General features: G+C 33.4%; 12 protein-coding genes. 1 reads left to right on the top strand and 11 read right to left on the bottom strand.

Annotated features, from left to right (window positions below; translation table 11 throughout):
* Positions 1-20: 20 nt before the first annotated feature.
* The 3 genes from ACY2LT_RS00740 to ACY2LT_RS00730 form a co-directional block, all read right to left on the bottom strand.
* A complete protein-coding gene (locus ACY2LT_RS00740) occupies positions 21-1,253 on the bottom strand; it encodes an FtsX-like permease family protein (protein ID WP_491815697.1) in 1,233 nt (410 codons plus the stop codon).
* 1 nt (position 1,254) lies between these two features.
* On the bottom strand, positions 1,255-2,940 hold the full coding sequence (locus tag ACY2LT_RS00735; RefSeq protein ID WP_491815696.1) for an Ig-like domain-containing protein: 1,686 nt from the start codon (positions 2,938-2,940) through the stop codon (positions 1,255-1,257).
* A 201-nt stretch (positions 2,941-3,141) separates the two neighbouring features.
* On the bottom strand, positions 3,142-4,218 hold the full coding sequence (locus ACY2LT_RS00730; protein WP_491815694.1) for an ABC transporter ATP-binding protein: 1,077 nt from the start codon (positions 4,216-4,218) through the stop codon (positions 3,142-3,144).
* 116 nt (positions 4,219-4,334) lie between these two features.
* Here ACY2LT_RS00730 and murQ point away from each other — a divergent pair, with 116 nt between their 5' ends.
* Positions 4,335-5,270: an N-acetylmuramic acid 6-phosphate etherase gene (gene murQ, locus ACY2LT_RS00725; RefSeq protein ID WP_491815692.1), complete on the top strand. Its 936-nt coding sequence runs from the start codon at positions 4,335-4,337 to the stop codon at positions 5,268-5,270.
* Between the two features lie 83 nt (positions 5,271-5,353).
* On the opposite strand, the gene ACY2LT_RS00720 is transcribed toward murQ, so the two are convergent.
* The 8 genes from ACY2LT_RS00720 to miaB form a co-directional block, all read right to left on the bottom strand.
* Positions 5,354-6,829, bottom strand: a complete 1,476-nt coding sequence (locus ACY2LT_RS00720; protein ID WP_491815691.1) for a TatD family hydrolase — start codon at positions 6,827-6,829, stop codon at positions 5,354-5,356.
* Positions 6,822-7,292, bottom strand: coding sequence for a thioredoxin-dependent thiol peroxidase (gene bcp, locus ACY2LT_RS00715; protein ID WP_491815690.1), 471 nt, complete (start codon positions 7,290-7,292; stop codon positions 6,822-6,824). The genes ACY2LT_RS00720 and bcp overlap by 8 nt, the downstream gene beginning before the upstream one ends.
* 8 nt (positions 7,293-7,300) lie before the next feature.
* The gene (gene dnaX, locus ACY2LT_RS00710; protein WP_491815688.1) at positions 7,301-8,917 is read right to left on the bottom strand and encodes a DNA polymerase III subunit gamma/tau; all 1,617 of its coding nucleotides are present in this window, start codon (positions 8,915-8,917) and stop codon (positions 7,301-7,303) included.
* Between the two features lie 83 nt (positions 8,918-9,000).
* Complete coding sequence (locus ACY2LT_RS00705; RefSeq protein WP_491815687.1) at positions 9,001-10,176, bottom strand: M20 metallopeptidase family protein; 1,176 nt, start codon at positions 10,174-10,176, stop codon at positions 9,001-9,003.
* Positions 10,177-10,188: 12 nt separating this feature from the next.
* The gene (locus ACY2LT_RS00700; protein ID WP_491815686.1) at positions 10,189-11,283 is read right to left on the bottom strand and encodes a hybrid sensor histidine kinase/response regulator; all 1,095 of its coding nucleotides are present in this window, start codon (positions 11,281-11,283) and stop codon (positions 10,189-10,191) included.
* A gap of 1 nt (position 11,284) precedes the next feature.
* Positions 11,285-11,965, bottom strand: coding sequence for a bifunctional demethylmenaquinone methyltransferase/2-methoxy-6-polyprenyl-1,4-benzoquinol methylase UbiE (gene ubiE / locus ACY2LT_RS00695; RefSeq protein ID WP_491815685.1), 681 nt, complete (start codon positions 11,963-11,965; stop codon positions 11,285-11,287).
* Positions 11,962-12,591 carry a tetratricopeptide repeat protein gene (locus ACY2LT_RS00690; RefSeq protein WP_491815684.1) on the bottom strand — a complete coding sequence of 210 codons (630 nt, stop codon included), beginning with the start codon at positions 12,589-12,591 and terminating at the stop codon, positions 11,962-11,964. The genes ubiE and ACY2LT_RS00690 overlap by 4 nt, the downstream gene beginning before the upstream one ends.
* Before the next feature lie 16 nt (positions 12,592-12,607).
* Positions 12,608-13,924 (bottom strand): tRNA (N6-isopentenyl adenosine(37)-C2)-methylthiotransferase MiaB, encoded by a 1,317-nt coding sequence (gene miaB / locus ACY2LT_RS00685; RefSeq protein ID WP_491815682.1) that lies wholly within the window; start codon positions 13,922-13,924, stop codon positions 12,608-12,610.
* Between the last annotated feature and the right edge of the window lie 61 nt (positions 13,925-13,985).

Here is a 13,985-nt window from a genome sequence, read left to right as displayed (position 1 = left end):
TTAATTCTCCTAAAAATATATTAATCATTACGCAATTCTTCTGCTATATTAATTTTTACAGCCTGGCTTGCAGGATAAATAGTTGCAAGAAAGCATAAAAATATTGAGAAAAAAGCAACAATAAGTACATCAACAGCGTTCAAACTCACTGGTATTGCATCAATAATATAGCGGTTAATGTCAATTTTGAACCATTTGTAATGAGATTGAACAAAAACGAAAACTATTCCGAGCATAATTCCCAAGAATGTAGAAATAACCCCAATTAATAAGCCCACCTTTAAAAATATCTTTTTAATCAGTTTCTCGTTTGCCCCAAGAGCTTTTAGAGTAGCAATATCTTGTTGTTTTTCGGTTAATGTCATCGAAAGTGAAGCAAAAAGATTAAATACAGCAATGATAATAATTATTCCTACTATTGCAAATGAAACAAGTTTTTCAAATTTCATTATTGAATAGAGTTGGCTATTTAACTCTTTCCAGGTTTGAATTTTAACTTCGGATGGCAAGGCATTCGATAACTTTGATTTTACTTCTTCTGCTTTCTGAAAATCATCAAGAAAAATACCAATTGAATTAACTGAATTTGAAGGAATTGAGAGTAAATTTTTTAAATCATTAGAACTAATAAATGCAACTGTTAAATCATAATCTTTAATGTTTGTATTGAAAATAGCCCCAACAATAACGGTATAGCCTTTTGGCTGCGAAAATGCCAACAAACTGTTTTCAATATTATTAGGTGTAAATAGTTCTATACTTTCACCAACAGAAACCTGCAGACGTTCAGCAAGAGCAGAGCCAATAAATATGGTCTGTTCGCTCAACTGATTGAAAATTCCTAAACTTCCTGAGATAATATATTTAGGTAATTCATTATTAAGTAGATTACTATTCGGCTCTAAACCATTAAGATTAAAAACTTGCATTTTAGAATTATGCACAGCAACTACTTTGCTTTGAACTGTAGGATTGATGTAACGAATTTGTTTAATCGCTTTGATTTTTTCAATATTTATATTGTTTAAATTAATATAATTACCTTTTTGTGGAACTATTCTCAAGTGAGGGTCGATACCAACAATTTGTTTGAGAGTAAGTTCCTGAAATCCATTAAATATTGACTGAACGGCAACCAGCGAAGCATTACCGATAATTATACCCAAAATAGAAAGGAATGTAACATAGGAAATGAAATTAAATGAATGCTTCGGGAAAATATAACGTAGCGATATTAAATTATCAACTTTCATATTATTTCCCTATGCGGAGAGTAATTCCTTCGGTTTCCCAGCGACTTTTCACAGAAACAGTCAAGCCAGTTAGATAAAACTTTTCTGAAAAATCAAATGGTAAAACTTTTCCAAAATCATATCGATTATTGCTATTTCTATCTTCGTATATCCATATTTTATAGTCGCCACTTCGAATATTATCGATACGCCACTTCCCTTCCTGATTTACTACTGCCTGAAATAATCTATTATCATTTACACCTTCGAATACAACAATTTTTTGCAACTCTGTTCCAGAAGAGTCTATAAGCGATCCACTAACCGTTCCATAATTCCTATTGTCTTCTGTTTTAAAGAAGAGGGAAATTGTATCACGGACTTTGTTCGCTTTGAATTGCGGAATAATTGCTTCAGGTGGTATTTTAATTGAATAGGAAGAGTTATATACTAATGAAGCATTCAGCAACAATTTAGTAGAATTAATAATACTGGAAGAAAAAATAACATCTGAACTATCCGAGAATTGATGAAAATCAATCAATTCATTGATTACACTATCCACAGGCTCGGAAAAAGTAAATAATATTTGTCTATCTAACGGTATGTTTATTGAACTATCTCTGATTGAAGCAGAAAGAAAACGAAATTCAGAAGCATCTTCTTCGGTAACTGATTTAGCTTTTATAGTTTTACCGAATTCGTTAAATATATTACCAATTGTATCCGAAATAACAACGTTGCTATCTGGAATTGAAACATACAGAGTTTTTTGGGCGTCGATTTTATCATTCAAGATAACATTGAGAATATTCTGGCTCTGATTATCAATGTAATAATTTTTTACTTTGTAGAAATGATTGTTAAGAGAATCAAATATTACGATAGAAGAAGAACTTAAATGATGTATGAGGATATTCTCGCTAAAAAACAGCTTGACTTTATTATTGCTTTCAAATTCTGCAGAAAAAAGTTTGGGAGGAGAAAAATCAACTATTTTCCCAAATCTGAAAAGAGCATCATCTGATTTGCCATTTTTAACGGAAAAATCTTGAAAAGCAGTTGAGTAAAAATCCTGATTTTCGGTTAGAACTAAATCCTTGAACTGGTCTTTAACAACAATTAATCTATATTTTCCGTCAGTCAAACCTTGAAGAGTGAAGTTACCTGATGCCCCAACCTGAACACGATATTTTGGCAGAGCATAAGTTAACCGAAATGTGTCGGTATCAATATTTGTAATATCATAAGCAAAAATAAAGATACCTTGTGGATTTTTGTCAATGACAAGCCCGTTGATTTTACCGGTATCAATTATTTCACCAGTTGAAAAAATCAAGGAAAATGCTTCACTGGGCTTGATATTCCTGAAATCAGTGTAATCTGTTCCCAAATTAATAAGGTAAGTGGTATTCGGAAGTAAACTTTCCTTAAATTCAATAGAAAGTTTTTTCCCGGACCAATCAAATTCGGCACCGGTTAGAGGTTGGATATATAAATTTTCAAGAACAGAGTTTTTGTTCATATATTTTGTGAACTGCAATTCAACTTTTTTGCCATCGAAATTAATTGTTCCGTTTTTAGGATAGGTATTCACTATTTCAGGTGGAGTAACATCAGGTGGACCGCCAGATGGTGCCTGCACATTCGCACACGAATAAAGCAGAAATAGAACGAAAAACAAGTAATATGTTAATTTAATTTTCAATCTTGATTATTCACATTTAACAAAACATAAATGAAACTTAAGACCAGAGATAGTAAAATTCCAAAGGCAAAATACCCCATAAAGAATTTTGATAATATCCCGTAATATACTAATAATTGGTTAGAAATTGTCAGCGAGGTATAAAAAATTGCAAACATCAGGAAGAATTTTTTTAATATTTTAGTTAGCTTATTCATAATATCAGTAAATTAGTTCACCTTGTTCATTATAAAAAAGAAGTTTGTCCTCGAGAAAAGAAATAAAAATGTCGTCATTGATATTTATTGGATTTTCAATATTACTTTTGCAAGAATAAAGTGATTTTCCATATTCAAAATACAGATTTTTTTCATAACCTAAATTTTCAATATTGACAACTCTGCATTTTATTGAATTGCTATTCTGAATTTGAGAAACAGACAAATTTTCAGGTCTAATAGCAAGTGTAAACTTTTCTGGCAATTTACGTTTTGTTTGAATATTAATCATTTCGCCGTTAGTTAGAGAAAATGAGGTGCAAGAATCGTTCTGTTCGAGAAGTTTGCAGTCGAAAAAATTAATTGGAGTAGAACCAATAAAACTTGCAACAAATTTATTTTTTGGTAAATTATAGATTTCTTCAGGTGAGCCAATTTGTTGGATTTTGCCATTATTAAGAATGATAATTTTGGTTGCCATAGTCATTGCTTCGATCTGGTCGTGAGTAACGTAGATAGAAATTGCGTTCAAAGAACGGTGTAGTTTTGTTATTTCTGTTCTCATTTCAACACGTAATTTAGCATCTAAATTAGACAAAGGTTCATCGAAGAGCAGAATTCGAGGCTGTCGAATTAATGCACGCCCAAGAGCAACTCTTTGGCGTTGTCCACCAGAAAGTTCCTTAGGTTTTTTATAAAGGCAATCACTAATTTGGAGAAGTTCAGAAATTTTTTCGACATTCGATTTGATTTGATTTTTTTTAATTTTTTGAATTTGCAATGGAAAAGCTAAGTTCTCGAAAACAGTTAAATGTGGATAAAGAGCGTAATTTTGAAACACCATTCCAATGTTTCTATCTTTAGGAGGCAAATTATTGATAATTTTGGTGTCAAGATAAATTTCCCCATTTGAAATATCTTCCAAACCGGCAATCATTCTCAAAATAGTAGTTTTACCACACCCAGACGGACCAACCAGAACAACGAATTCACCTTCTGCAACTTCGAAGGAAATATTTTCAACTGCTCTGGTGCCGTTGGGATAAACTTTTTCAATATTTAATAATTTTAAATGAGCCATACCCACAAATAATAAAAAACAAATTTATTTATTTTTCATAGAATTTCATAAGAAAAGTATTTTTTTGTTAATTTTGGTATCAATTTTGAGAATTCTAAATAAAAAGGGACAGGCAATTGAAACAGTTGGAATTATTTAACAAGCTATCTGCACTTGAAACAGAACAGATAAATCCGAACACAACTGAAATTGATATAATTTCAATTGAGGAAACAATTAGATTAATCAATAATGAAGACAAAAAAGTTGCATTTGAAATAGAAAAGGTTATCCCGGAAATTGCATTAGCCGTAGAAACGATAAAAAACGCTTTTTCAGCTGGTGGAAGATTGTTTTATTTTGGTGCCGGGACAAGCGGCAGACTTGGAATACTTGATGCTGCTGAATGCCCTCCGACATTTGGGACATCCGCGGAAATGGTTGTAGGAATAATTGCTGGAGGCAAAGAAGCAGTATTTGTTGCACAGGAAGGTGCAGAAGATAAACCAGAAAATGGTGCAACTGATGTCGAAAAACATGACGTTTGCGAAAAAGATGTAGTATGTGGAATTGCGGCATCGGGAAGAACGCCTTATGTTGTAGGTGCATTGAAAAAAGCAAAAGAAATCGGATGCAGAACAATATTGGTTTCGACAGTAAGCAAAGAAACAGCGATACACAACGGAGCGATTGCCGATATTATGATTTGCGTGCCAGTTGGTCCGGAAGTCATTGCCGGTTCGACACGTATGAAAAGCGGAACAGCCCAAAAAATGATATTAAATATGCTCACAACAGCAAGTATGGTGCATATTGGCAAAACGTACGGGAATATTATGATTGATTTGAAACCTACAAATATCAAGCTACAAGAAAGAGCAAAAAGAATAGTAATGAAATTAACAGGTGTTGATTATAATGTTGCCGAAGAATTTCTACTGACTACTAATTGGAGTGTAAAACATACTTTGCTTATGATATTAGGTGAAATAACATTCGAAGAGGCTGATAAATTATTGAAAAATTCTAATGGAAAAGTTCGATTAGCATTAGAAAAGGTCTTACAAAAATAGTATAACCTGAAATTAAACAAAAAATGATGTTGCTGATTATAGCAACATCATTTATGATTAATGAAAAATTATTGATGACTAAATTAAAACTTTGGATACCATAGAATTGATAATCGCGGAATTGAGTAAAATGTTGAAATATCAGTTTTTCTATTATGATTTGGTTGCTTTGGATCAATTCTTGGATCAAATTCAAGGTTAGTTTTTTGCAAAGCGAAATTAAGTTTCCATTCAAGCATAAAGCACAATATCCCAGCATTATTTAAGTCAATATTTACATTGAATCCTAAACCTGTATTTGCCGCTAACTTATTATCATTTTCATATTCTTTACGTCCAAGAGGAAATTCATCAGAATAAATTCTACGTCCATATTTATTAATCAAGTAAGATAATCCGAGAATACCGTAAAAATTGACACGTCCATAAGGATTAGGAGAGATGAAGGAGGAAAATTCAATTGCGTGATGATGATTTGGATCAACTTTATATTTCTCAACATATTGAGTACTTTTAGAATAATGATAAGAGGCAGCAAGAGTTAAATATTTGAGCACTCTGTAGCTTGTAATAAATCCATAAGCAACTAAACCATCATAAGAAATATCTTGCCCGTCATCGTAAGTTTCCACAATTGTATTAGTTCCAAGCATAGGACCAAAACCAAAGGTACGAGGATATAAATCGTAATGATCTTCTTTTGATGAATATTCTTCGAAATCATCATCATATACAGTAGTTCGAGATTGAGCAAAAACTGTTGATGATAAAATAAATAGAGAAATCAACAATATTGACAAATGAAAGAGCTCTTTAGCATTTTTAGTAGTCATCGAAATAACCTCATTTATTGGGATAGACTTTATTTCAGATATTTTTTGAGCAATTAGTTTAAGAAATTTAGGTTCATTACGTTTGCCTCGATGTGGGATTGGTGCCATCCAAGGTGCATCAGTTTCCAGCAGTAGGTTCTCGATTGGTGTTTGCCGGACAACTTCTGTTAGTTGAGAGGCATTTTTAAATGTAATATTTCCAGTAAAAGACACGAAAAAACCTAAATCAACAGCTTGACGCATCATTTCAACATCGCCGGAAAAACAATGCAGGACACCTCTTAAATTACCATCTTGACTTTGTTTAAGAATTTGCATTAAATCACTATCGCTTTCACGGTTATGAACAATAATTGGTAAATGTAAGTTTTTAGCGATAGCAATTTGGTCAGCAAAGGATTTTTTTTGAATATCTACTGGAGAAAAGTCGTAGTAATAATCTAATCCAATTTCACCAATTGCAACAGTTTTATCGTTTTCCTGGGCAATTTGTTCAATTTCGGTTAGCACTTGCTGATTAAGCTCAAATGAGTTATGCGGATGCACTCCAATACCGTTAAAAAGGCAATCATAGCTGGAAACAACTTTTAACAATGAAGTAAAAGTTTTGGGTTCGATGGCAGGAACGATAATACATTCGACACCATCGGCAATTGCTTGATTGATAACGACATCCCGGTCCTTGTCAAATCTTTCTGTATCTATATGGCAATGAGTATCAATCATTTCGCAACTTTTTCAGTTCTTCAATAATTTGTTGGGCATGATTATCGGGTTTAACTTTGTAGTTAGCGTATTTAATCAAGCCATCAGGCGAAATAATAAAAGTGGAGCGAATTACTCCTATATATTTTTTGCCATACATCGATTTTTCACCCAAAGCATAAAATTTTTGACAAATTTCTTTGGTTTCGTCGCTAATCAAATAAAAATTTAAGTTGAATTTTTCGATAAACTTCTTGTGAGATGATGGGCTATCGGGGCTGATGCCAATAACGACAGCACCAAGCTTGGTAATATCCTCCATAGAATCGCGGAATGAACAGGCTTCTTTTGTGCAACCCGAAGTGTTATCTTTTGGATAGAAATAGACAACAAGCCATTTCCCAGCGAAATCTTTGTTGCTGATAATTTCGCCGTTAGCAGTTTGTCCGCTAAAATCGGGTGATTTATCGTTAATTTTTAGCATAAATACTCCTATTTAATTTCAACTGCACCAAATAAGTCAATAATTTTCTTTTCAACGGGATGTTTTTCTTTATCATCTGTTTTACTGTTTTGTGAGGACGATTTTTCTTGGGTTTCCGTGTTGCTTTCTTCAATAATATGTTTTTGAGCAACTTCGAGCGTAATATTGTCAATCAAAACGAATTCAGATAAGTATTTTTGCAACAGGCTTACATTTTTCTTTAATGCTTGGGAAATGATTTTGTTTTCGTGCTTAATTGAAAGTATATTATTATTTAATTCAATATCGCAATTGTTTAATTCAGCAAAAATTGGGTTAAGTTTTGAAATTTCCTCAATAATTGAACTATTATTGACTAAAAATTGTTGAACAGAAATTTTTTCAGTAGCAGTATTTTGAGTTTCTGGAATATCGACTGATGATTTAGTATTTTCGATAGGTGTAGGATTTTCAATTGTAGAATAAACAACATAATTACCTGTCTTAATTTGTCTGATTTCTTCAATTAATGACTTCAAATCAATTGCTTTATCCATTTCAGCCATATTTATTAGTGCGATTTCAAATCGGACACGAGGTTGGGGCAAATATTTAATAGCTTGCTCAGTATTATTAATTATATGAATGTAACGCAAAATATCTGACTTAGTAAGTTTCTTAGAAATATCAAGATATTTTTTTTCGAATTCTTTGCTTGTATTGAGCAACTTGGTATTTTTTGTGATAATAACAGTTAAGATATTGCGAAAATGTTCGAGCAATCCACTGAGAACTTCCTGAATTTCGTAACCTTGAGATATGACGATTTGAGAGAGTTCAAAAACTTTGGCTGAATCTTTGTTTGAAATAGCTTCCGACAATTGAAAAAAGAAATCTTCATCGAGTAGATGAAGAGATTTTGCCATTTCGCTGTAATTAACATTCTTACCACAAAGAGCAATAACCTGGTCGAAAATACTCTGGGAATCGCGCATAGAGCCATCGGCTTTTTTGGCAATAGTGATAAGAGATTCTTCATCAATATTTATTTCTTCTTTTTGGGCAATGTTTCTAAGTTGATAAACAATATCGGGAATTTCCATACGGCGAAAATCGAAACGCTGGCAGCGACTAATGATGGTAGCTGGGACTTTATGAGCTTCGGTGGTGGCAAATACAAACAATAAATGAGATGGCGGCTCCTCCAATATTTTAAGAAGTGCGTTGAATGCAGAAGTGGACAACATATGAACTTCGTCGATAATATACATTTTGTATTTGCCTTGCGACGGAGGGTATTTGGCGTTTTCACGAAGAGTTCGGACATCATCAACGCTATTGTTGGAAGCACCGTCAATTTCAATAATATCAATGGAACGGTTATTCAATGCTGCTTCGCAATTTGTGCATTGATTGCAAGGTTCATAATCAACTGGTTGCAAACAATTTACGGCACGAGCTAAAATGCGGGCAGTAGTGGTCTTCCCTACTCCACGGGGTCCGCAGAATAGATAGGCGTGATGAATTCTACCTGTTTTGATGGCATTTTTTAGAGTTGTTGTAATATGCTCTTGCCCGACAACACTACTGAAAGTGAGGGGACGCCATTTTCTTGCAGTTACAATAAATTCTTTATTGCTACTCATACTATGCTACCAGATGAAAATTACTTTTGCAATTTATAAAAAAAACATTTAACAAAAATTAAATTTATCAAGACAGTGCAATATTATAATAATTCCATAGCCGCACTCACCATTGCAAGCATACCAGTCTTCATAGCTTGTTCGTCCGGATTGAGCTTGGAGTTGTGCAATGGAACAACCTCACTATCCACAGATTGTTTAACACCAAGGAACCAGAAAACAGACGGAATCTCGCGAGCGAAATAAGCAAAGTCTTCTGCCCACATTTTGGGCTCAAAACTATGGACATTATTAACGCCAAGTGCTTGATTTGCAATATCCTTAAATTTCTCCACCAATTCTGAATTGTTTATCAAAGCTGGAAATCCTTTCCGAACTTCAACATCGCATTTTACATCAAATAGCGAAGCTATCTGACGCGAATTGTTCTCAATTAATTTATGGAGTTTTGAACGGAGCGACTCATCAAAAGTGCGTAAGGTGCCTTGCATAGAAGCAAATTCAGGAAATATGTTTGTAGCTTTGCCACCAATAACAGATGTAACAGAAAGAACAGCAGGAGAAAAAGGATTTTTGTTTTTATTTAGCATAGCTTGCAAATGAATAATCAAATGAGCAGCAACGATAAGAGGATCGTTTCCCATATGAGGTTGAGCTGCGTGTGAACCTTTGCCATACAAATTCCAATAAAGTTCATCAGCAGCAGCCATAACCGGACCGGCAGATACTGCAATTTCGCCGGTGTTCAACTCAGGATAAATATGTTGTCCGAAAACATACTTTGGGCGAGGATTATCAAGAACACCAGCTTTAATCATTTTCAGAGCACCGCCGGGGATTAATTCCTCAGATGGCTGAAAAATCAGTTTGATAGTTCCGTTCAGATGTTCTTCAAATTTTTTTAATATTATTGCTGAGCCAAGAAGGATAGCAGTGTGGAAGTCGTGCCCACAAGCATGCATAATTCCGGGATTTTGTGAGGCGAAAGGCAATCCAGTTTCTTCTTTAATAGGAAGTGCATCAATATCTGCTCGCAAGGCAATACAATTATCGCCATTACCAATAATACCGACTGCACCAGTTTCTGTAATTCGCTTATATTCAATATTATTTTCTTTTAAAATGCTAATAATAAAATCAGTAGTAGCAAATTCCTTGTTTGATAATTCAGGATTTTGGTGAATTTTTCTGCGAAAATCAACAACCTGTTGATAAATTTCTTCAACCTGATTTCTAATTTCAATAACTGAAGGTTTCATAACAATCAAAAATTAATTGATACATTTTAGTTTAATAGTGATTTTAGTATATTTATTTAATTCACTTTCAATATTAAAAGTGCCCTCATAAATTTTAACTAAACGTTGAATAATAGCAAGTCCGAGTCCTAAGCCTTGTTGTTCATAGAATTCTCGTTTAAATTGCTTCATAGTACTTAACTGCTTAATTTCAGAGTTGCTCAGACCTCTTCCGTTGTCGGAACATTCTAAAACATATTCATTTCCAACTACTAATCCGGAAATTGATATATGAGTTTGTTCATTTGAAAATTTAACAGCATTTTCAAGCAATTCTTTAATAATGAAATTTAAATGTTCTTCATATATTTTAATGTTACTATTTTCGAAATTGTAAGAGATAATGTGATTTTTCCCTTTAGTATTAATAAAATCCTGGATTAGATTTTCAATTCTATTTTTGGGGAGAAAAGCAATAGCATTACGAGCAGTAACAAGTTTATCAACATCGGCAAGAATAATTTCTGTATCAACAAAAAGTAAATATCGAATAATAAGTTCATTTAATCTATTGGCTGCTTGGTATAAAACTTTGTGAAATTCATTTAACTCGTTCTGAGATAAAGTATTGCCAAATTTTACCAAATAATCAGCAGAACCAATAATTCCATTCAATGGAGTACGAAGTTCGTGTGGTAATGAACTTGCGAGATTAAGACTTAACTGTTTTATAGAATTTTCAGAAATGTATTTAACGTCCTTAGTTTTTTTGAGCAGATTATCAATTTTTATCCATAATGCTTCGGGAGAAAAAGGTTTAGAGAGAAAATCATCGGCACCAATATTAATGCTTTCCTGCATTTGTTTCTTATTTTCAATAGTTGAAACTATTATTATTGGGATACTAATTGTATTAATTGAGCCCCTTAAACTTTTTATCAGTTCAAAACCATTGAGTTCAGGTATCATTAAATCACAAACAATTAAATCTGGTTTGGCTTCCGATGCAAATTTTAGCCCTGATTTGCCATCGGTAGCAGTAATAACATTAAAACCGGTAGCAACCAGAACATCTTTTACATTTCTTAAAACAAGGTTATCATCATCTATTACTAAAATTGTTTTCATACTATTTTTCTAATATATAAATATATGCTATTCCAAATGTCAGGCTGTAATAACTCATTTTTTTAAAATTAGCAGAATTTCGAGCTATATCAAGGAAATTATTTCTGCAAGGGAACAATCCCGCAGTTGTTGGCAAATAAGTGTAGGCTTCTTTTGAACTTGCAATAATATTGCCAATAAATGGCATAAAGTATTTGGAATAAATATTATAGATAAACCTAAAAAATGGATTTTCAGGTTGTCCAAATTCCAAAATTATGGCTTTGCCTTGTGGTTTAAGAATGCGAAACATTTCAGCAATTGATTTTTTAACATCATCTACATTTCTTATGCCAAAACCAATTGAAACAATGTCGAAAGAATCATCTTCAAAAGGCAAATTCAGAGCATCACCCTGAATGAATTGAACCGAACTATTACGTTTATTTGCTTTTTGACGAGCAATTTCGAGCATTTCTTCGCAAAAATCTATACCAATAATATTAGATGTAAAAGGTTCGAATTCAAAGGCAAAATCACCAGTGCCACAAGCAATATCAAGGACTTTTGAATTATTTTCAGGAGAAGCTAATTGAACAGATTTTCGTCTCCATTTTTTGTGAATACCTAAAGAAAGAATGTCGTTAAGTAGGTCGTACTTTTTAGAGATAGAAGCAAACATATTTTGAACGAATTGGCTCATTTATTAGCTCTCTCGATAATTTTTAGAATTCGTAGAGCTTCATCCTGAAGATTGTCTTGATTAGCATTCAAAGCAATATAATTCTCAAGGTCAATTTTTGCAAGTTGTAATTTATTAGCCATATAGTATGTAATTCCTCTGCCATAATATGCAAGTCCGAAAGAAGGCTCCAATTCAATTACACGGGAGTAGTCACTTATTGCTTCATTGTCCATTTGTGCGAAGTAATAAGCATTTGCACGAGAATAGAGATATTTTGTGTTGTTCGGATTAATACTAAGAGCATCAGAAAAATAAGTAATAGCATTTTTGTAATCATTCAATTCAATGGAATTGAGTCCAGCAAGAAAATAAGCATCGTGGTATTTGTCGTCTAAAGCGATGGCTTTTTTGCAATCTTCAAGAGATTTGCCATAATCTTTTAACTTATAGCTGGCAATTGCGCGTCCATAGAACGCAGGTGCATATTTCTGGTTGGTGGAAAGAAACTTGTTATATAAATTAAAAGCGGCTGAATAATCACCGCTACGCAACGCATTCAGACCAGCAGTAATTTCAGTATCCTGTGCAAAAGTAGCATTTCCGAGAGAAATTGCCCAAAAAATAACAAATAATAATTTTTTCATAATTGACCTATTTATTTTATTCTACGACTTCACCAAATAAAGTAGCGGAAGTTGATTTTTTAATTAAAACCTGAACATAATCACCGATTTTATGAACTCCATCGGGATTAGGGAAAATCACAACTTTGTTCGATGAGGAGCGTCCCATCCATTCTTGTTGTTTCTTTTTGCTTGGAGCTTCGACAAGCACTTCCAAAACTCGACCTTTCTCAAGTTGATTTAATTCTTTTGAAATAGCGTTCTGTAAATTAATAATTTCATTCAATCTACGAATTTTTGTTTCTTCCGGAACATCATCAGGTTCGTCGAACGCACGGGTTCCTTCGCGAGGTGAATATTTAAACATAAATGCACCAGAAAAGCGAACCTGTTTCAATAGGTTTAATGTTTGTTGATGGTCGTCATCAGTTTCAGACGGGTATCCAGCAATAATATCGGTTGTTATTGCAGCGTCTGGGATAGCAGATTTTATTTTATCAATAATTGATAAATAATGTTCTACTGTATATCGGCGGTTCATTTTTTTCAGAATTCGATTGGAACCAGATTGTACAGGCAAATGAATATGCTTGCAAATATTTGGATAATTAGAAATAGCCCGGATTAATTTATCGCTCATATCGCGAGGATGAGATGTAGTAAAGCGAACACGAAGCAGTGGACTAATTTCGGCAATTTTACTTATCAAAATATCAAAAGTTGAGCCTGTCGATTCATCTTTGTAACTATTTACGTTTTGTCCGAGCAAAGTAATTTCGCGAAAGCCTTTATGGAGAAGCTGGCTGGCTTCATCTATCAAGGATTGCATAGGACGTGAACGTTCACGACCACGAGTGTACGGAACAACGCAATATGAACAAAAGTTATTGCATCCACGCATAATAGAGAGCCAAGCAGAAATACCTTCTGTGCGAAGCGGAATAATGTCGTCGTAAGTTTCAACTGTGCTAAGTTCTACTGCAACAGCTTTATTGCCTGATAGTGCCTGATCGAGCAAAGCTGGCATACGGCGATATTCATCAGGACCAATAACAAGATTAACTGAATTTTCCAAATCGACTAAATGCTCATTGAATCGTTCAGCCATACAACCGATAATCCCGATGACATAACGCTTATTAAGTTTCTTGAATTTATGGTTGTATTGTTTCAAACGTCTAATAACTCTGGATTCTGCATTTTCACGTACAGAACAAGTATTCAGCAATATGGCAGTGGACTCTTCGGGGGTAGAAACAATTTCCCATCCTGAATTCTTCATAATTGAAGCAACAATTTCCGTATCGTTGAAATTCATCTGACAACCGTATGTTTCAATGTATAGTTTTTTCAATTTATTATCCCAAAAATGCGATTACATAACATTAAATAGACGTTAATTTCATTAATAAATT

It is taken from the genome of Eximiradius proteiniborus, from assembly GCF_058546985.1.
The sequence above is the reverse complement of the archived record's forward strand: the minus strand, read 5'-3'. Positions and strand labels throughout refer to the sequence as shown.